This window comes from Streptomyces rimosus subsp. rimosus (assembly GCF_000720725.1).
Lineage (GTDB): Bacteria > Actinomycetota > Actinomycetes > Streptomycetales > Streptomycetaceae > Streptomyces > Streptomyces rimosus_A.
The window spans coordinates 134,195-156,313 of sequence record NZ_JOCQ01000005.1; the positions used below are offsets into that span (position 1 = coordinate 134,195).

General features: G+C 75.5%; 4 protein-coding genes. All 4 read left to right on the plus strand.

Features of this window, described 5'->3' with window-relative positions; translation table 11 throughout:
- The first annotated feature begins 89 nt into the window (after positions 1 to 89).
- A complete protein-coding gene (locus IH45_RS0104345) occupies positions 90 to 4,625 on the plus strand; it encodes a type I polyketide synthase (protein ID WP_050514525.1) in 4,536 nt (1,511 codons plus the stop codon).
- On the plus strand, positions 4,622 to 13,264 hold the full coding sequence (locus tag IH45_RS1000000145030) for a non-ribosomal peptide synthetase (RefSeq protein WP_050514526.1): 8,643 nt from the start codon (positions 4,622 to 4,624) through the stop codon (positions 13,262 to 13,264). The genes IH45_RS0104345 and IH45_RS1000000145030 overlap by 4 nt, the downstream gene beginning before the upstream one ends.
- An 87-nt stretch (positions 13,265 to 13,351) precedes the next feature.
- Positions 13,352 to 18,967: a type I polyketide synthase gene (locus IH45_RS0104355; protein WP_030661559.1), complete on the plus strand. Its 5,616-nt coding sequence runs from the start codon at positions 13,352 to 13,354 to the stop codon at positions 18,965 to 18,967.
- Positions 18,964 to 22,104, plus strand: a complete 3,141-nt coding sequence (locus IH45_RS0104360) for a non-ribosomal peptide synthetase (RefSeq protein WP_030661562.1) — start codon at positions 18,964 to 18,966, stop codon at positions 22,102 to 22,104. Before IH45_RS0104355 ends, IH45_RS0104360 begins: the two co-directional genes overlap by 4 nt.
- The last annotated feature ends 15 nt before the right edge of the window (positions 22,105 to 22,119 follow it).

A 22,119-nucleotide genomic window follows, 5' to 3' on the forward strand; every position in this document is an offset into this window, starting at 1 on the left:
ACAACGCACCGGACCCCGCACCGGACCGCGCCGCCACCGCCCCGCCCGCCGCCGCGCAGGGCCGCACCGAGCCACCAACGGAGAGCATTGTGAACGCACAGCCAGGCCAGCCGGATCGGGACGACCAGGTCGACACCGACGGCCGGATCGCCGTCGTCGGCATGGCGGGGCGGTTTCCCGGAGCCGGGTCGCCCGACGAACTGTGGGACCTGCTGGAGACCGGGGCCGAGGCGGTCTCCCGGTTCACCCCGGAGGAACTGCGCGCCTCCGGCGTGCCCGAGGCCGACACGGCGGCCCCCGGCTACGTACCCGCCAAGGGCATCCTGCCGGACATCGCCGGGTTCGACTCCCAGCTCTTCGGCTACAACGCGCTGGAGGCCTCGGTCATCGACCCCCAGCAGCGGATCTTCCTGGAATGCGCGTGGGCGGCGCTGGAGGACGCCGGCTGCGACCCGGACCGGGCCGCGGGGCCCGTCGCGGTCTACGCCGGCTCGCTGCTGAGCACGTACCTGATCCACCAGCTGCTGCCCCGCACCGATCTGCGCGCCAAGCTGGGCGTCCCCCTGCTCTTCCAGGGCAACCAGCCCGACCAGCTGGCCAGTCGCGCCGCGTACAAGCTGAACCTGCGCGGCCCCGCCGTCAGCGTCCAGACCGCCTGCTCGACCTCCCTCGTCGCGGTGCACATGGCCGCGCAGAGCCTGCTCACGCAGGAGTGCGACCTCGCCCTGGCGGGCGGCGTCACCGTCACCGTGCCGCACCGTTCGGGCTACCTGCCCGTCGACGGGGGCATCGAGTCGCCCGAAGGCCGCTGCCGCCCCTACGGTGCCGGTGCCGACGGCACGGTGTTCGGCAACGGCGCGGGTGTGGTCGTGCTCAAGCGGCTGTCCGACGCGCTCGCCGACGGCGACCGCGTCCACGCCGTGATCCTCGGCTCGGCCGTCAACAACGACGGAGCCGCCAAGGCGGGGTACACCGCCCCCGGCGTCGCCGGTCAGGTGGCCGTGATCCGCGAGGCGCTGTCGGTCGCCGATGTGTCGCCGCGCTCCATCGGTTACGTGGAAGGCCACGGCACGGGCACGGCGCTCGGCGACCCGATCGAGGTCGAGGCGCTGACCACCGCCTTCCGGGCCGACGGCCCCGGTACGGACCCGGCGCCCTGGTGCGCGCTCGGCTCGGTGAAGTCCCGCGTGGGCCATCTGGACACCGCGGCCGGCATCACCGGTTTCATCTCGGCCGTACAGGCCCTGCGCCACGGCCGGATTCCCGCCACCCTGCACGCCGACGGCGACACCCCGGCCCCCGCGCTGACCGCGACACCGTTCTTCGTGCCCGACCGGACCACCGCGTGGCCGGCCGGCGACGGCCCCCGCCGCGCGGCCGTCAGCGCGTTCGGCATCGGCGGCACCAACGCCCACGTCGTCCTGGAGGAGGCGCCGCGCACCGGCCGCGGCCACGGCACACCGGAGAACACCGCCTTCCCGGTCGCGCTGCCGCTGTCGGCCCGTACCTCCACCGCCCTGGACGCCGCCGCCGAGCGGCTGGCCGCCCACCTGGAGGCGCATCCGGAAGTGCCGCTCGCGGACGCCGCCCGCACCCTGCGCACCGGACGGCGCCGCCTGGACCACCGCGCGGTCGTCCTCGCCCGCGACACCACAGAGGCCGTCACCGCGCTGCGCACCGGCGGGCGCCACGACTCGGTGCGGGCCCGTACCGACCGCGTCGACGCGCCCGTGGCGTTCCTGCTGCCCGGCCAGGGCACCCAGCGGCCAGGGATGGCCGTGGGCCTGTACGACGCGCACCCCGTCTTCCGGGCCGCGCTGGACGAGTGCGCCGCCATCCTCCGGCCGCACCTCGGACAGGACCTGATCGGCCTGCTGCGCTCCGGCGACGAGAAGGACCTGCGGCGCACCTCACTGCTGCAGCCCGCCGTCGTCGCCATCGGGCACGCGCTCGCCCGCCTCTGGGGACACTGGGGCGTGCGCCCCACCGCGCTGCTCGGACACAGCCTCGGCGAGTTCACCGCCGCCGCCCTGTCCGGCGTGTTCGAACTGCCCGAGGCGCTGCGGCTGGCCGCCGCGCGCGGCCGGCTCATGGAGGAGACGGCGGCAGGCGCCATGCTGGCGGTGCCGCTGGGCGAGGCCGACGCCATGGAGACGGCCGCCCGGTACGGGCTCGACCTCGCCGCGGTCAACGGCCCGGCGGCGACCGTGCTGTCGGGCTCGGCCGACGCGGTCGAGAAGGCCCGCGCCGACCTCGAAGCGCGCGGTCTGCGCCCCCTGCGGCTGCCGGTGGACCGGGCATTCCACAGCGCCCTGTGCGACGAGGCCGCCACACGCTTCGCCGAAGAGGTCGCGGGCGCCACACTCCGGGCGCCCCGAGTGCCGTTCGTCTCCGGGGTGACCGGCGACTGGATCACCGCGGAACTGGCCACCGACCCCGCCCACTGGGCCCGCCAGATGCGCGAGCCGGTCCGCTTCGGCCGGGGCCTCGACACCCTGGCCGCGCTGGACGACGGCCTGGTCCTGGTGGAGAACGGCCCCGGCAGTGTCCTCACCGACCTGGTGCGCTCGGTCCGTTCCGGCACCGGCGGGACACGGCTCGCCCCGCCGCCGCTGCCTTCCCGGGGCCGGGGCGGTCCCGAGGGGGAGCCCGCCGGCGCGGCGCTGTCCCTGGCCGGCCTGTGGGCCCACGGCGCCCACGTCGAATGGGAGCCCGCCGCTCCCGGCGCACGGGTCACCGACCTGCCCGGCTATCCCTTCGAGCACCGGCACCACTGGATCGAACCCCTCGTGGCGGCCGCGCCCGCAGACGATTCCGGGCCCGTGGACCCCGTACGGCAGGAGACGGCCGACGCCGTGCACGCCACCCACGTCTGGCGTCCGGCGGCCCCTGGCGACGAGACCGCCGGCCAGCTCTCCGGCCGCCGCCGGACCTGGCTCGTCCTGATGGACCCGGACGGCGCGGCCCAGCCCGTCGTCGACTTGCTCACCGCACGCGGACAGATCGTCACCGTCGTACAGCCCGGCACCGCTTACCGGCGCGTCCGGCGCGGCGTCTACGAACTCGACCCGGCCGACCCGGCCCAGTACCGCAAGCTCCTCGCCGACCTGCGGGCACTGGTGCGCACCCCCACCGCCGTGCTCTACGCCTGGGGCCTGGCCCCCCGGCAGGACACCGCGGCCGCCGAACCCGACGAGACCGCCTGCTACTTCGGGCTCGTACGGCTTGCCCGCGCCATGGCCGACGAAAGCGTCGTCAACGAGGTGCGCCTCGGCGTACTGACCCGCGGCGCGTTCCGCGTCACCGCCGAAGAGAGCCCCGACCCCGCGGCCGCCATGCTCAGCGGCCCCGTCCAGGTCCTCCCCGAGGAGTACCCCAACCTGCGCTGCTCCCAGGTCGACCTGGCGTCCGGCGACGCGCTGGACGAGCCCCGCGCCGAAGCCGTGCTGAACGCCGTCCTGGCCGCGCCCGCCCGGCTCCTCGCGCTGCGCGGTGACGGCCTTCTCACCCGTACCGTCGAAGCCGTCGAGCGTCCCGTTCCCGACCCGGCCGGCCGCGTCGCCGAGGCCGGCACCTGGGTGATCACCGGCGGTCTCGGCGGCATCGGCCGGACCCTCGCCACCCGCCTGGCGCGCCTCCCGGGCACCCGGCTGGCCCTGCTGGGACGCCACATCCCCGACGGCGACGACGGACCGGCCGCCGCGCTCCTGCGGGAGCTGCGCGCGTCCGGGACCGAGGCCCTCGCGCTGCGGGCCGACGTCACCGACGCCGGCTCGCTGAGCGGAGCGCTGGACGAGGTCCGCGCCGCCTTCGGCCCCGTCCACGGCGTCGTGCACGCGGCCGGTGTGCCCGGCGGCGGCTCCGTCGCCCTGCGCGACGACCAGGACGCGCGCGCCGTGTTCGGCCCCAAGGTGACCGGCATGCGCAACCTCCTCGCGGCCCTGCGCCCCGAGGAGGCCCGGATTCTCCTCGTCTGCTCCTCGCTCGCCACCGTCGTACCCACCTACGGCCAGGCGGACTACGCGGCGGCCAACGCCTACGTCGCCGCGGCGGCCGAGGCCGAGGCGGCCGGCGGGAAGCGGCACGCCATCGCCGTCGACTGGGACATGTGGGCCGAGGTCGGCATGGCCAGCCAGGCCGACGTACCCGCCGACCTGAAGGCGTTCCAGGAGCGCATGCTCGCCGGGGCCCTCACACCCGAGCAGGGCGCGCGCGCCTTCGCGGCCCTGCTGGACGCGCCCGCCGGCCGGGCGGTGGTGGCCCGCTCCGCCGCCTCCGTCACCGACGGAACGCTCCGGCTCGCGGACGAACCCGCCGCCGTACGGCCCGGGACCGTCGCCCTGCCCCGCCCCGACCTCGCCACCGCCTACGCGGCCCCGCGCACCCCCACCGAGGAAAGGCTCGCCGAGATCTACGGCGAGATGCTCGGCATCGACCGCGTCGGCGTCCACGACGACTTCCTCGGGCTGGGCGGACACTCCCTGCTCGCCGCGCAGATCGTGGCCCGGCTGCGGGCCGAGTACGAGGTCGACGTCCCCGCCCGCGCCTTCTTCGAGGGCGGCACCGTCGCCGGCCTCGCCGAGCTGATCGAGGAGCGCATCCTCGCCGAACTGGAGAACCAGTGACCGAGCCCACCGACCGGGAAGAGCGTCTCGCCCGGCTCACCCCCGAACGGCGGGCCGCCTTCGAGGCCCGCCTCCGCGGCCGTACCGCCGGCGCGGCCACGGCACCCGCCGGCACCACCGCCGGGGAACCGATCCGTCCCGCGCAGGGCCCGGCCCCGCTCTCCTTCGGGCAGGAGCGGCTGTGGTTCCTGGACCAGCTCACGCCAGGCCTCGGCGTCCACAACGAGTACGTGGCGCTGCTCCTGACCGGCCCGCTCGACCTCACCGCGCTCGACGCGGCGCTCACCGGGCTCGTCGACCGCCACCAGGCCCTGCGCACCGTCGTCGACCCGGCCGACGGCACCCCGGTGCAGCGGGTGCTGCCCACGCCGGACACCGTCCTTCGGACCGTGGACACCGAAACCGGTGCCGACGCGGACGCGGACCCCGGCCAGGACGGCCTGCTGCCCGCCGAACGGGCCCTGGCCGAGGAGGAGGCCGCGCGCCCCTTCGACCCGGCGGACGGCCCGCTGTTCCGTGCCCTGCTGATCCGGTCCACGCCGGAACGGGCCCTGCTGGTCGTGGTCAACCACCACATGGTCGGCGACGCCTGGTCCCGGGCCGTGCTCGTGGACGACCTGTGCGCCGGCTACCGCGCCCGCCTGGACGGCACACCGGCCGCCGGCCGGCCACTGCCCGTCCAGTACGCCGACTGGGCCGCCTGGCAGCGCCGCGAACTCACCGACGAGCACCTGGCCGGGCACCTGACGTACTGGCGGGAACGCCTGACCGACGCACCGCCGCTGCTCGACCTCGCCACCGACCGCCCGCGCCCCGCGGTCCCCACCCACCGCGGCGGCCGCGTCCGCTTCACGCTGGACCCCCGCCTCAGCGAGGCCGTGGAGAACACCGCCCGGGAAGCCAGGGCCACCCCTTTCATGGTGACCCTCGCCGCCTGGCAGGCCGTCCTGATGCGGCACTCCGGACAGGAGGACATCGTCGTCGGCGTGCCCACCGCCGGCCGTGACCGGCCGGAACTCGCCTCCCTGGTCGGCATGTTCGTCAACAGCCTGGTCCTGCGGACCGACCTGTCCGGCGACCCCACGTTCGGAGAGTTGCTGGCGCGGGCCAGGGACGCCTCCCTCGGTGCGCTGGCGAACGCCCAGGTCCCCTTCGAGCGGCTGGTGCGCGAGCTGAACCCCGACCGCGCCCTCGGCCACGCGCCGCTCTACCAGGTGCAGTTCGGCTACCGCAACGTCCCCGAGCGCGAACTCGCCCTGCCCGGTGTCGAGGTGCGGGTCGCCGACCTCGACAACGGCCTGTGCCGTACCGACCTCAGCCTCGAACTGGCCCGGCAGGGCGATGTCATCGAGGGCATCTGCGAGTACAGCCGGGACCTGTTCGACGAGGACACCGCGCGCACCCTCACCGAAGCGCTGGAACGGGTGCTGCTCCGCGCCACCGCCGACCCGGACCTGCGGCTGTCGGAACTCCTCGCCCTCACCCCCGCCGAGCAGGCGCTGCTCGAAGCGTCCGGCGACGGCGGAGCCCTGCCCGAAGGCGCCGCGGACATCCTCACCGCATTCGCCGCCGCCACCGGCGACCGCCCGGACGCCGAGGCCGTCGTCTGCGCCGGCACCTCGCTCACCTTCCGCGAACTCCACAACCGCGCCACCGACATCGCCGCACGGCTGCGGGCCGCGGGCGTCCGGCCGGGCGACCGGGTCGGCGTCGGCCTACGCCGGTGCGCGGACCTGCCGGCCGCGCTGTTCGCCGTGCTCATGACGGGCGCGGCCTACCTGCCGCTCGATCCCGACTACCCGCAGCAGCGACTGCGGTACGTGTGCGAGGACGCGACACCCACCGCCGTGCTCGTCCACACCGCGACCCGCGCGGCCTTCGCCACCGGCGGCCCGGTCCCCGATGGCGTGCCCCTGGTCGACATCGGCACGCCCGCCGACCGCACCGGCCCGGCCGGACACGGCACACCGGCCGTCGACCCCGGCGCACCGGCGTACGTCATCCACACCTCCGGCTCCACCGGAAAGCCGAAGGGCGTGGTGGTCCTCCACCGCAACCTCACGGCGTTCCTGGCTGCCATGGACCGCGTCGTGGACACCGGCGACGCGCCGGTGACCTGGCTCGCCGTCACCAGCGTCTCCTTCGACATCTCGGTGCTCGAACTGTTGTGGACGGCCAGCCGCGGCCACCGCGTGGTCCTCACCCCGGACAGCGGCGGCACGGCCGTACCCGTGTCCGCGCCCGACGCCCCCGAAAGCGCTGCCGCAGCACCGGAGTTCAGCCTCTTCTACTTCGCCAGCGGCTCCGGCGCGACGGGACCCGAGCAGTACCGGCTGCTGATGGACGGCGCCCGCTTCGGCGACGAGCACGGCTTCAGCGCCGTATGGCTCCCGGAGCGCCACTTCCACGCCTTCGGCGGCTCGTTCCCCGCGCCGTCCGTGCTCGCCGCCGCCGTGGCCACCGCCACCCGGCGCATCGGCATCCGCGCGGGCAGCGTCGTCATGCCGCTGCACCACCCGGTCCGCGTGGCGGAGGAGTGGTCGGTCGTCGACAACCTCTCCGGCGGCCGGGTCGGACTGTCCTTCGCCTCCGGCTGGCACATGGACGACTTCGTCCTCGCCAAGGACGCCTATGACGACCGGCAGGCGCGCACCCTGGACGGGCTCGACGGGGTCCGCCGACTGTGGCGCGGCGAGCAGGTGGCCTTCGAAGGCCCCCGCGGCCGGACCGTCGAGGTCGGCGTACTGCCCCGCCCCGTCCAGGCCGAGCTGCCGGTATGGCTCACCTCGTCGGGCAACCCGGAGACGTGCCGCCGGGCGGGCGAGGCCGGCGCACGGCTGCTGACCCACCTGCTCGGCCAGAGCGTCGAGGAACTCGCCGAGCGCATCGCGGTGTACCGGCAGGCGTGGCAGGACGCCGGACACCCGGGCGAGCCGCACGTCACCCTCATGCTGCACACCTTCATCGGCGGCGACGCCCAGGACGTCCGCACGCACGCCCGGCAGCCGTTCCGCGACTACCTGCGCTCCTCCGTCGGCCTGATCGAGAACATGGCCCGCGCCATGGGCGTCGACATCACGGCCGAGGACTTCACCGAGGACGACCAGGAAGCCCTCCTCGACCACGCCTGCAACCGCTACCTGGCGGACAGCTCGCTCATCGGCACGGCCGAGGACCGGCTGCCGCTGGTGCGCCGGCTCACCGGGGCGGGCGTGGACGAGATCGCCTGCCTCCTCGACTTCGGAGTCGACGCCGACGCCGCGATCGGGGCCCTGCCCGCGCTGGCCGGCCTCAGGACCCGGGCCGCCGCGGCCGGCGCGCCCCGCGCGGAGACCTCGCTCACCGGACTGATCCGCGCGCACGGCGTCAGCCACCTCCAGTGCACCCCCTCGCACGCCCGCGCGCTGCTGGCGGAGGCGGACACCGCCGCCCTCGGCGGCCTGCGGCAGCTGCTCCTCGGCGGCGAACCCCTCGATGCCGAGCTGGTCCGCGGACTCGCGCGGCATGTGCACGGCACGATCCGGAACATGTACGGCCCGACCGAGACCACCGTGTGGTCCACCACGGACCTCGCCGACCCGGCGGAGGCAACCGTCACCATCGGACGGCCCGTCGCCGGCACCACGGTCCGCGTCCTCGACCCGTACGGGCGCCGCGTCCCCGTCGGCGTCCCCGGCGAGCTGTACATCGGCGGCGCCGGCGTGACCGCCGGGTACCTGGGCCGCCCGGAGCTGACCGCCGAACGGTTCGTCACCGCGCCCGGGGACACCGGCCCGGCCGCCGCCGCGGAACGGCTCTACCGTACGGGCGACATCGTGCGCGTGCGCCGCGACGGCCGGATCGACTACCTGTCCCGCAACGACCACCAGCTGAAGATCCGCGGCTTCCGGGTCGAGGCGGGCGAGGTCGAGGCCGCACTCACCGCCCTGCCGGCGGTCCGCCAGTGCGTCGTCACGGGACACGGCCTCGGCACGGCCGCCGCCGCGCTCGCCGCCTACGTGGTGCCCGCCGACCCCGAGGCACCGCCGGCCACGGCCGAGCTGCGCGCCGAACTCGCCCGCCGCCTCCCGCCGTTCCTCGTCCCGTCCCACTTCGTCCGGCTCGACGCGCTGCCGCTGACCAGCAACGGCAAGGTCGACCGCGGAGCACTGCCGGCCCCCGGCCCGGAGCGGGGCGCCACCGGAGAGTTCACCGCGCCGACGACCCCGGCCGAAAAGGCCGTCGCGGAGATCTGGCGCAACGCCCTGCGCGTCGAACGGGTCGGCGTCCACGACGACTTCTTCGAACTCGGCGGCCACTCCCTGCTGGCCACCCAGGTCGTCGCCGCGATCCGGCGCGCGCTCGGCGTCCGGCTCCCGCTGCGCATCCTGTTCGAGGCGCCCACGGTCGCCGCGCTCGCCCGCGCCGTGGAAGGACCCGCCGCCGCGCCGGAAACGGGACCGGCGGAACCCGCCGCCCCGGCCGTGCTCGCTCCCGACCAGGAACACCGGCACGAACCCTTCCCGCTCACCGACGTGCAGCGCGCCTACTGGATCGGCCGCAGCGGCAGCGTGGGCGGCGACGTCTCCTGCCACCTCTACGTCGAGCTCGACGTCGACGACGTCGACCTGCCCCGGCTGGAACGGTCGTGGCAGGCCCTCGTACGGCGACACGACGCCCTGCGCATCGTGGTGGACGAGGACGGGGCCCAGCGCATCCTGGCGGACGTCCCCGACTACCGCATCGAGGTGGACGACCTGCGCGGCCTGGACGGCGCCGGACGCGACAGCCGTCTGGCGGCGACCCGGCAGGCGATGTCCCACCAGGTGCTGCCCTCCGAGACGTGGCCGCTGTTCGACATCCGGGCCAGCCGCACCGGGGACACCGACGCCCGGCTCCACTTCGGCATCGACACCCTGATCGCCGACGGCGGCAGCGTGCAGATCCTGCTGCGTGAACTGCTCGCCGTCTACCGCGGCGAGCTCCGGCCGCACCCGCTCGACCTGTCCTTCCGGGACTACGTCATGGCCGAGCAGCAGCGCCGCGGCGGCCCCGAGCGCGAACGCGACCTGCGCTACTGGCGCGACCGGCTCGACACCCTGCCGCCCGCGCCCCCGCTGCCGCTCGCCCGGCGCCCCGAAGAACTGGCCGAGACCCGCTTCCGGCGCCGCGAGGCGTACCTGGCGGCGGACGTGTGGAGCCGGCTGAAGGAGCGGGCCGCCGCTGCCCGCATCACCCCCTCGGCGCTCGCCCTCTCCGCGTACGCCACCGTGCTCGGCACCTGGGCCGGTACCGACCGCTTCACCCTCAACCTCACCCTCTTCAACCGGACCGGCGACCACCCCGACCTGCCCGCGCTCGTCGGGGACTTCACCGCCCTGACCATGCTGGAGGTGGACGGCGCTGCGTCCGGAGCGTTCGGGGAGCGGGCCCGCCGGATCCAGGAACGGCTCTGGGAGGACCTGGACCACCAGCTGGTCAGCGGTGTGTGGGTCGCCGGCGAGCTGGCCCGCCGCCGCGGCGTCGCCGACGCCGCGATGCCCGTCGTCTTCACCAGCGAACTGGGCGCCGCGGACGCCGGGGGCAGCCTCCCGGCCGGCCTGGGGGCACGGGTCGCGTACACCATCACCCAGACCCCCCAGGTCTGGCTCGACCACCAGATCGCCGAGGACGCCGGCCGGCTGCGGCTGACCTGGGACGCCGTCGAGGAACTGTTCCCGCCCGGTGTGCTCGACGACATGTTCGCCGCGTACACGGCGCTGCTGACCTCCCTCGCGGAGGAACCGGACGCCTGGACCGACGGGCACCGCGAAATCCTGCCCCCCGAGCAGACCGCGCGGTACACCGCGCTCAACGACACCGCGGGACCGCTGCCGGACGGCCTGCTGCACGAGCCGTTCCTCGCCCGGGCCCGGAAGCAGCCCGACCGCCTCGCGGTCGTCTCCGCCACCGGCACCGTCACCTACGGGGAGCTCGACCGGGCCTCGCTCGCCGTCGCCCGCAGCCTGCACCTGGCGGGCGTGCGGTCCGGCGACCTCGTCGGCGTCCTGGCCGACCGCGGGTGGGAACAGGTCGCGTCCGCCATCGGCGTCCTGCGCGCCGGAGCCGCCTACCTGCCCCTGGACAGCGGCCTGCCCGCGGCACGCGTCGCCCGCTCCCTCACCCACGCGGGCGCCGTCGCCCTGCTCGTGCCGCCCTCCGCACCGGCCGGGGACGCGGCGCCGGACGGCATCACCGTCCTCGGCTTCGACGAGGCCGTCGCGCAGGGCACCGCGGCCGGTTCCGGGCACGACCCGCGGCCTGCCACCGCACCGGGCGACCTGGCCTACGTGATCTACACCTCCGGGTCCACCGGTGAGCCCAAGGGCGTGATGACCGACCACCGGGGCGCCCTGAACACCGTCACCGACGTCAACGACCGGTTCGACGTGGGCGCCGAGGACCGGGTCTTCGCCCTGTCCTCGCTCGGCTTCGACCTCTCCGTGTACGACATCTTCGGCACCCTCGCCGCGGGCGCCGCCCTCGTCCTGCCGGGCCCGGGCGAGGAACGCGACCCGGTCCGCTGGGCACGGCTCGTCGCCGAACACGACGTCACGGTGTGGAACTCGGTGCCCGCCCTGATGGAAATGCTGCTCGTGCACGCCGCCGGCAACCCGGCCGTGGACGTGCGCAGCCTGCGGCTGGTCCTGCTCAGCGGGGACTGGATCCCCGTCGGCATGCCCGACCACATCCGGTCGGTCGCCCCGAAGGCCGAGGTCATCAGCATGGGCGGCGCCACCGAGGCGTCGATCTGGTCCGTCCTGCACCCGGTCGGCACGGTCGATCCGGAGCGGCCGAGCATCCCCTACGGCCGTCCCATGCGCAACCAGACGATGTACGTCCTGGACGACGCCTTCCGGCTCCGCCCCACCGGAGTGCCCGGCGCCCTGCACATCGGCGGCGTCGGCCTCGCCACGGGCTACCGCAACGCGCCCGGGCTCACCGCCCGGGCCTTCCCCACCCACCCGGTCACCGGGGAGCGGCTCTACCGGACCGGCGACCTGGCCCGTTTGCTGCCGGACGGCGACCTGGAATTCCTGGGACGCGAGGACTCCCAGGTCAAGGTGCGCGGCATGCGCATCGAACTGGGCGAGATCGAGGCAGCGCTCGTGCGCACCCCGGGCGTCCGCGAGGCCGCCGTCCTCGTCGAGGGCTCCGGCATGTCGGCCCAGCTCGCCGCGTACGTCGTACCGGACGCGCCGTCCGCACCCACCGGTCCGGACGTACCCACCGGTCCGGACGTACCCGCGGCAGCGGGCACCGCCGGACTCGACGCGGAGCGGGTGCGGAGGCTGGAGACGCGGCTGCGCCAGCCGGGGCGGCGCGACGACCTGTCGGGACGCGAGGTCGTGCCGTTCGCGCTGCCGCCGGACACGGTGGCGCTGCGCGCCGCGTCGAACGCGCGCGGCGCCGCCACCGGATTCGGCACCGGCCCCGTCCCGGCCGCCGACCTGTACGCGCTGCTCACCGTGCTGGCCCGCCAGGACGACGACGGCGTGCCCCGGTACGCCTACGGCTCGGCCGGCGGTCTCTACCCCGTCCAGACGTACCTGACCGTCGCGCCGGACGGCGTCGCGGGAATCGCGGCAGGCACCTACTACCTGGACCCGGCCGGCCCCGCCCTGGTGGCGCTGGACGGCCCGGACGGTGCCCGGCGGGCCCTTGACCCCGTGCTGTACGCGGAGTCCAACAGGCAGCTGGCCGCGCAGGCGGGCTTCGCCGTCCACCTGGTCGTCCGCAACGCCGCGGTCAAGCCCGTGTACGGCGAACTCGCCGACCGGTTCGGGCTCCTGGAGGCCGGGGCCATGGCCCAACTGCTGCGCCAGCGGGCCGCGGACTGCCGGGTGGGCCTGTGCCCGATCGGTGATGTGTACGCCGAGCCGCTGCACGAGGTCCTGAGCCTGGAGGACGGCCAGGCCGTACTCCACACGCTGCTCGGCGGGCTCCCGGCCGGCGCGGTCAACGCCGCCGCCGACCGGGACCGGCAGGCGGCCGAGCTGCGGGACGAACTCGCCCGGCGCCTGCCCGCGTACATGGTGCCGCGGCACATACGCGTGATCGACGCGCTGCCCCTGTCGGCCAACGGCAAGGTGGACCGCAAGGCGCTCGCCCGGCAGACCGGCGCCCCCGCGCTGCCCACGCCCGTCACCCCGGCCGCCGTGCCCACCGCTCCACCGGCCCCGGCCCCCGCCGCACCGGCGGCAGCCGGCACCGTTCCCGGCACCACCGTGCAGCGGCTCGTGGCGCTGTGGCGGGAGGTGATGGACGGCGAGGAGATCGACATCGACACGAACTTCTTCGACGCCGGTGCGACCTCCATCCACCTGGTGCGCGTACAGCGCCGTATCACCGAGGAATTCGGCACGGAACTGTCGGTCGTCGCGATGTTCGACAGCCCGACCGTCCGGCGCCTCGCCGAACTGCTCGAAAGCGCCGGGACGGCCGCACCCGCCTCCGCCGCGGCCCCGGCCGTCACGACGGACGCGCCGCCGCCCACGACGGCCGCGGTCCCGGAGGAGCCGCAGAACGGCACGGCCTCCGCCACCGGCCGGCACCGGCACCACGAGCGGCGGCGTGCCGCACGCCGCGCCGGCGAACCCGGCAGCCCGTCGGCCGGCTGACAGAACCCGGGGGAGGGGCGGGGCCATGTCCCCGCCCTCCCCGGCCCCGCAAACGCGGCATGCACCGCCCCTAAGGAGACAGACCGAATGACCAGTCAGGGCACCGGGAGCCCCACCGGCGCACCGGACCTGCCGGACGCCATCGCCGTGACCGGACTCGCGTGCCGGTTCCCCGGCGCGCCCGACGCCGAAGCCTTCTGGGCGAACCTCGTGGCGGGCCGCGACAGCGTCACCTTCCGCACGCCCGAGGAGCTGGCCGCGCTCGGCGTACCGGCCGACCGGCTGGCCGACCCGCGCTTCGTCCCCGCCGGGGGAGTGCTCGACGGCATCGACGAGTTCGACGCCGAGTACTTCGGCATCACCCCGCGCGACGCCGAGCTGATGGACCCGCAGCACCGGCTGTTCCTGCAGTGCGTCGTCTCCGCTTTCGAGGACGCGGGGCAGCCCACCCGAGGGGTGGACGGCGGCATCGGCGTCTACGCGTCGGCCGGCTTCAACTCGTACCTGACGCACCACCTGCTGCCGCACGCCGCCGAACTCGCCGACCGCGCGGACGTGCAGTGGCTGGCCGCGGGGGACAAGGACTACCTGGCCACCCAGACGTCCTACCGGCTCGGCCTCACCGGCCCCAGTCTGACCGTGCAGAGCGCCTGCTCGTCGGCGCTGGTCGCCGTGCACCTGGCGGGCGAGGCGCTGCTCAGCGGAGAGTGCGACGTGGCCGTCGCCGGAGCCGTGTCGGCGGGGATCTCCCAGGGACTGGGCTACCTCCACACCGAAGGCGGCATCCTGTCGCCGGACGGCCGCTGCCGGCCCTTCGACGCCGCCGCCGGCGGCACCGTCTTCGGCAGCGGTGTCGGCGCCGTGGTTCTCAAGCGGCTGGCCGACGCCGTCGCGGACGGCGACACCGTACGCGCGGTCCTGCTCGGCTCCGCCGTCAACAACGACGGCGACCGCAAGGTCGGGTTCACCGCGCCGGGCCTGGAGGGACAGGTCCGCGTCATCGGCGCCGCGCAGGCCGTCGCCGGCGTCGGCCCCGCGGACATCTCCTGCCTGGAGGCCCACGGCACCGGCACGGCCCTCGGCGACCGCATCGAACTGGCCGCCCTCGACCGCGTCTTCGCCGACGCCCCCGACTCCGGACGGGTGCTCGGCGCGGTGAAGTCCAACGTCGGCCACCTCGACACCTGCGCGGGCATGGCCGGGCTGATCAAGACGGTCCTCGCGCTCCAGCACCGCACCCTGCTGCCCACCGCGCACTTCGAGGCGCCCTTGCCCGGCCTCGACGGGAGCCGCTTCCGTGTGCTGACCGCCGCCGAACCCTGGACCGGCGAGGACGGCACCCGTACGGCCGGTGTCAGCTCCTTCGGCATCGGCGGCACCAACGCGCACGTCATCCTGCAGGACGCCCCGCCGGCCGCCCGCCCCGCACCGGAATCCGACGCGGCCCGCGGATGGCAGGTGCTTCCGCTGTCCGCCCGCACCCCCGAGGCGCTGGACCGGCTGGCCGACCGGCTGGACACGGCAGTGACGGACCCGGCCGCTCCCGCACTCGCCGACGTGGCGCACACCTTGCAGACCGGCCGCACGGCCCACCCCTGGCGCCGTGCCGTCACGGCGGCACCCGGCCGGGCCCCGGTCTTCGCCACGCCCCGGCCCGCTCCCGTCCGCGCCGGTGACGCGCTCGGCGGCGTCGCGCTGCTCTACCCCGGGCAGGGGGCCGGCGCTCCGGGCATGGCCGCAGAACCGTACGCCGCCGAGCCGGCCTTCCACGACGCCCTCGACCGGTGCCTGGAAGCCCTGCGCCCGTGGACGGCCGCCCCGCTGCGGGACCTGCTGCTGAATCCCGGGCACGCCGACGACTTCGGCCGTACGGAGGTGGCCCAGCCCGCCCTGTTCGCCGTCGGATACGCCCTCACCGAATGGTGGGCCGCGCTGGGCGTCCGCCCGGTGGCCCTGGCCGGGCACAGCGTTGGCGAACTCACCGCCGCCTGCGCCGCCGGGGTCTTCACCCTCGCCGACGCCGCCCGGCTCGTCGCCCGCAGGGGCGCGCTCATGAGCCGGATGACGGCCGGCGCGATGCTCGCCGTTCCGCTTCCCGAGGCCGAGCTGCGCCATCTCATCGAGACCTCGTACGGCGACGCGGACGCGGCCCCGGAGCTCGCCGCCGTCAACGCGCCCGACCGCTGTGTGGCGACCGGTGAGCCGGCCGCGATCGAAGAACTGCGGAAGCTGCTCGCCGAGCGCGGTGTGGCGGCCCGTCCGCTGTCCGTCCGGCACGCCTTCCACAGCCGCCACGCCGACGGGCTGCTCGACGAGTTCGCCGCCCTCGTCGCCGCCACGCCCGCACAGGCCCCGCGGATCCCCGTCGTTTCTGCGCTGACCGGCCGGCCGCTCACGCCCGAAGAGGCGGCCTCGCCCACGTACTGGGCCCGGCAGTTGCGTGAGACGGTCCGCTTCGAGAAGGCCCTGCGAGCCCTGCCGGACACGGTCGCGCTGGTGGAGGCGGGGCCCGGCCGGGCACTGTCCGGCTTCGCCCGCCGCACCCTCGGCACGGACCGGTTGGTCCTCCCGGCGCTCGGACAGCTCCGCGACACCGAGGACGCGGCCCCTGCCCGGCTCACCGCGGTCGCGCGGCTGTGGGAACGCGGTACGGACATCAACTGGGCGGCGCTGGGCGAGCGGACCGGACGCCGCCGCGTCCCACTGCCGGCCTACCCGTTCGAACGGACGCGGCACTGGTTCGAGCCCACCGCACCGTCCGCCGCCCGGCCCGCTCCCGCGAGCCCGCCCACCGCGACCGGCGGACCGGACCGGCCCGAAGACCGGCTGCACGTGCTGGCGTGGACCCCCTCCGTGCCGCCCGCCCCCGTTCCCCGCACGGATCTCGGTACGGTCCTGCTGCTCGCCGACGCCTCGGGCCTGGCCGACGAGACCGCCGCGAAACTGGTCCGCGACGGCACCCGGGTGCACCTCGTACACCTCGGTACGCCAGGCTTGCCGGGCGGGATCGAAGCCGACGGCGACGGGCACCGGCTGGACCCCGGGCACCCGGACGCCTTCCCCACCTTGATGGCCGAGCTGGAGTCCCGCGGCACGCCCCCGGACGCGGTCGTCTCCTGCTGGGCCGTGGACGATCCCACCCTGGACAGCGCCACCGCCGACGCCGTGGCGCGCTGCGCGCTGCGAGCCGTCACCGTGCCCGCCGCGCTGGCCCGCGCCCTCAGCGAGCGGTTCCCCGACCGGCCCCTGCGCGCGCTCCTGGTCAGCGACGCGGCCCTCTCCGCGGGCGGCCGGCCTCCCCGTACACCGCACGCCGCCGCGGCTCTCGGACCGGCGCGGGTCCTGCCCCTGGAGCTCCCGGGCAGCGCGGTGCGCGCCCTCGACCTGGACTGCGCGACCGGTGCGCGCTCCGGTTACGCGCGGGCCGCCGACGCGGTCATCGCCGAACTCGCGGCGCTCGTCCACGGCGCCGGGGCGTCAGACCCGGTGGTCGCCGTCCGCGGCCGTGCCCGGCTGGTGCCCGAGGCCGCGCGCCCGGCGCTCGACGACGGCACACGGCCGCCCGCCGACCCGCCGTCCGGAGCCTGGCTGATCACCGGCGGCCTGGGCGGCATCGGCACCGCCGTCGCCACGCGCCTTGCCGACCGGGCGGACCGCCACCTCGTCCTCGTCACCCGCCGGCCCGTGCCCGACGGGCCGTCCTGGCACGCGATCAGACCGAAGGGCGCCCGGCCCGCCGCCACCTGCCCGCCGGAGCTCGCCCGCACGCTGACGGCACTCGCCGCGAACGGCTGCGAGGTCTGTCTCGTCCAGAGCGACGTCACCGACGAGCGGAGCCTGGGCGAGGCCCTCGACCGGGTACGCGAACGCTACGGCCGGATCGCCGGCGTCGTGCACGCGGCCGGCCTGCCGGGCGGCGGTGTGCTGTCCCTGCGGCGGCCGGAGGACATCGCGCGCGTCCTGGAACCGAAGGTGCTGGGCACCGTACTGCTGCACCGGCTGACCGAGCGCGACCGGCCGGTCATGGTGCTGTGCTCGTCCGTGCTGGCCGTGACCGGCGTGGCCGGACAGGCCGACTACACCGGGGCCAACGCCTTCCTCGACAGCTTCGCGCACACCACCGACACGGCCGTCTCCATCGGCTGGGACCGCTGGTCCGAGACGGGGATGGCTGTGCGGAGCGGCACCGCCGACTGGCCGGAGGACGAGGGCGAGCCGCTCGACCACGCGCTGTTCGACGCCCGGCGCGACACCTCCGACGGGTGGACCGCGTTCCGCCTGCGCCGCGGCCCGCACACCGCGTGGATGTCCGGCGAACACCGCCTGGCGGGCGAATCGGTGCTCCCCGGCACGGCGCTGCTCGAACTGGCGCTCGCCGCGCACCGGCGGCTGACGGACGCGGGCGACGGCTCCGACAGCCGGACCGGGGCACCCGCACCGGTGGAGCTGGACGCGGTCTTCACCAGCCCCGTCCGGCTCGCCGAGGACGCGCCGCCGGTGGTCGTCGTACGGCTCAGACCGCACCCGGAGGGCGGCCACGACTGGGAGGTACGGTCCTCCGCGGCCGGCGCCCGCCCGCACGGCCAGGGGCGGGTCCGTCCGTACGACGGCCCCGCGCCGGACGGCATCGACCTCACCGCGCTGCGTACGGGAGCCACCCCCGCGGCGCCGCCGGGCCGGGAATCCGGCGGCATGCTGACCACCGGCCCGCGATGGGAGTGCGCGACGCAGATCCACCGGGGCGCCGGCCACGCCCTGCTGACGCTGCGGCTGCCCGAGCGTCACCACGGCGACGTCACGGCCCACCCGCTGCACCCGGCGCTGCTCGACGCCGCCACCGGCGCCGTCGCCGAAAGCACCGGACGGCACCTTCCGGTGGCCTACCGCAAACTGATCTCCCACCAGGACCTCGGCCCCGAGGGGTACGCCCACATCGTGCCGGTCTCCGGCGACCCGCGGACCGGCGACACCCTGGTGGCCGATGTCACGATCACCGACCCCGAGGGCCGCCCGGCGGTGACCGTCGAGGGCTTCGTCCTGCGCCCGGCGCCCACGGCACCGGGGGAGAGGCCACCGGGCGACGAGGACCCCCGGGACCGGGCTCCGGACGCCGGCGACGGCCTCACCACCCGAGACGGCCTGCACGCCCTCGACGTCATCCTGGCCAACCCCCACCTCCCGCACGTCATGGTCACCCCTCGCGCCCGGGCCGTCCCGGCGGCCGCTCCGCGCGTGACCGCACCCGCGGCACCGAGCGCCGGACGGGGACCGCAGGAAGCCCTTCAGAAGGACGACCTGCCGGGGCGGATCGCGCAGGTGTGGGCCCGCATGCTCGGACTGACCGGCGTGGGCCCCGACGACAACCTCCTCGAACTCGGCGCCGACTCCCTGGCCATCGTGCAGATCGCCGCCGAGATGCGGAACGCGGGCCTGGCCGTGTCACCCGGCGACCTCTTCGCCCATCCCACCGCGGCCGCGCTCGCGGAACGGCTCGACGCCGGACGGCACGCGCCCGCGGCCGAGGACACCCCGCCGCCCGGCTCCGCGCACGCCCCCTCCGGCACGGACGGCTCTCCGGACGCGCCCGCTCCCGCCCCCGAGCCGCCCGCCGGGTCGACGGGGCCCTTCCCGGACGCCGACCTCAGCAACGAGGACCTGGCACAGGTGCTGAACCTGTTCCGGTCCGGACAGGACACGCAGTGAACGACATCGAGGACATCTACCCGCTCTCTCCCGCCCAGGAAGGGATGCTCTACCACACCACGACCGCACCGGAGCAGGGCCTCTATGTCGAGACGACCACCTTCACCGTCCTCGGTGCCCTCGACCTCCGGGCCCTGACGGCCGCCTGGCAGACCGTGGTCGCCCGCCACCCCGCACTGCGCACGGCCTTCGTCCACGAACGCATCAGCGCACCCCGCCAGGTGGTGCTCCCCGGCGCGGAAGTCCGCGTCGACTTCCGCGACCTGACGGACCTGGACGGGGCGGCCCGCGCCGAAGCGGCCGAGCAGGAGGTGGCGCGGCGCCGCGGCGAACCGTTCGACCCGGCCCGCCCGCCGCTGATGCGACTGCTGGTCCTGCGGCTGCGCGCGGACAAGCACCTGATGGTGTGGACGTACCACCACATGATCCTCGACGGCTGGTCGGCCGCCCTGCTGATGGCCGAGGTCACCGCCGAACTGGCGCACCCCGGCAGCGCCGCGCCCACCCCGCCGCCCCCGTTCCGCGACCACATCACATGGCTGCGCCGCCAGGATCCCGAGTGCGACCGCACCTTCTGGAGCGACTACCTGGCCGGCTACCGCGAGCCCGCGGTCTTCACCCTGCCGGGCACACGGCCCGGCGCCAAGCCGTCGGGGGAGTTCCGCACCGTGCGGGGCACCCTGTCCGCCGAGGCCACCGCCCGGCTGCGCGACCTGGCGGTGGCACGGTCGACCACCCTCGGCAGCGTCGTGGAGGCCGCGTGGGCGGGCACCGTCGCCCGCTACTCGGGCCGGGACGACGTGGTCATGGGCGTCACCGTCGGCGGACGGCCGCCGCTGCCGCACGCCGAATCCATGATCGGCATGTTCATCAACACCGTTCCCGTACGGGCGCGCGTCGACCACGACCTGGCCGCGGAGGAGTGGCTGTCCGGGTACGCGGCCTCCCGCCACCCCGTCCTGGAGCACCAGCACACGCCACTCACCGACGTGCAGCGCTGGGCCGGAACCGAACGCGGAGTCCATCTCTTCGACACCGTCGTCGTGTTCGAGAACTACCCGGACGCCTCCCGCTCCGTGCTGCCCGGGGGAGCGCTCCGCGTCACCGACGTCCGCTACGAGACCCGCACCAACTACACCGCCACCCTCGTGGTGCGCGCCGCGGACGACCTGCGGCTCCAACTCGTCGTGGACGCGGCTGCGTTCGGCGAAGGCGAGGCCGAGCAGGTCCTCCAGCACGTCATCACCGTCCTGGAGCGGTTCGCCGGCCGACCGGACATGCCCGTCCGCGACCTCCTGGCGGTTTCCGAGGAGACCCGCACCCTGGTCCTGGACCGCTGGAACGGAACGGACGTCGACCGCACGCCGCCGCGCGCGCTGCTCGCCGGACTGATCGACGCCGCACTGTCCGACCGGCCGGACCATCCGGCGGTCGTCTCAGGCGACACCACGTACACCTACCGGCAGCTCGACACCCGGGCCACGGCGCTCGCCCGGCGCTTGGCCGCTCTCGGCACGGGCCCCGGCGACCGCGTCGGCGTCTGCCTGGGCCGCGGCGCCGACCTGGTGACCGCCCTGCTCGCGGTCGCGCGCGCCGGAGCCGCGTTCGTACCGCTGGACCCGGCCCACCCCGCCGACCGGACCGCCTACGTACTGCAGGACGCCGATCCCGCCCTCGTCCTCACCGACACCGCGACGGCCTTGCAGCCGGAAGGCTGGGGCGGCACCGTCGTGGACCTGTCGCGCGAGGACTCGGAAACCCCGCCCGAGGCGGACACCGTGCTGCCGGGTGCCGACCCAAACGGGCTGGCCTACGTCATCTACACGTCCGGTTCCACCGGGCGCCCCAAGGGCGTGGTCATCGGCCACCGAGCCCTGGCCAACCTGGTGGACAGCCTGGCGCTGCGGCACCCCGGCCTCCGACCGGACGACCGCTTCCTCGCGCTGACCACGCTCACCTTCGACACCTCGCTGGCCGAACTCCTGGTGCCGCTCGCGGTCGGGGCGACGGTCCATGTCGGAGGACGGACCCTCGGCCTCAGCGGCAGGGAAGTGGACGCCTACGTCACCCGGCACGGCATCACCGCACTGCAGGCCACCCCCTCGCGCTACCGGGCGCTGCTGGACTCCGGCTGGCAGGGCGACGGCTCCGTACGGCTGTACAGCTGCGGCGAGGCGTTCCCGCCCGACCTGGCCGAACCACTGGCCAAGCGGGGCACGTCCGTGTGGAACATGTACGGGCCGACCGAGACCACGGTGTACTCCAGCGTCGAGGAGATCCACGCCGAGACCACCCGCGTCACGGTCGGACGCCCGATCTCGAACACCACCCTCCGCGTCCTCGACCCGCGCGGCGGCCTCCCGCCGCTCGGCTGCGTCGGCGAACTGTGCATCGGCGGCGACGGCGTCGCGGAAGGCTACTGGAAGCGGCCCGGACTGAGCGCCGAACGCTTCGTACCGGACCCGTACACCGGCGGACGCTCGCGCATGTTCCGCACCGGTGACCGCGCGCGCACCCTCCCGGACGGCCGGATCGAAGTCCTCGGCCGCATGGACCGCCAGCTCAAACTGCGCGGTTACCGCATCGAGCCCGGCGAGATCGAACAGGTGCTGCTGGAGGAGCCCGAGATCGCCGCGGCCGCCGTCGCCGTGCGCGACGACCGGCTGGTGGCCTGGACCGTGCCGGCCGACCGCGACGCCCCGGCCGCACCGGACCGGCTGCGCGAACGGCTCCGGCGCCGCCTGCCCTCGTACATGATCCCCGACCTCCTGGTCACGCTGGACGAACTGCCGCTCACCGCCGCCGGGAAGACCGACCTGCTCGCCCTGACCGTACCGGCCGACGGGCCGTCCGGCGCCGCCACCGGGAGCGGTACGGACGACCTGGAGGGCACGGCCGCGCCCGGCGGGCTGGAGGAAACGATCGCCCGCATCTTCCGGGAGGTGCTGGCCCTGCCCGAAGTCGGCCTCGACGACGACTTCTTCGACCTCGGCGGGGACTCGCTGCGCGCCATGCGCATCGCTGCCCGCATCCAGGCGGAGCTGGACGCGGACTTCGACGTCGAGCTGCTCTTCGACTACTCGACGGTGCGCGAACTGGCCGCGGGCATCGCCCGGATCACCGCCGCGGGCAACTGAACGAGAAGGGTCTCG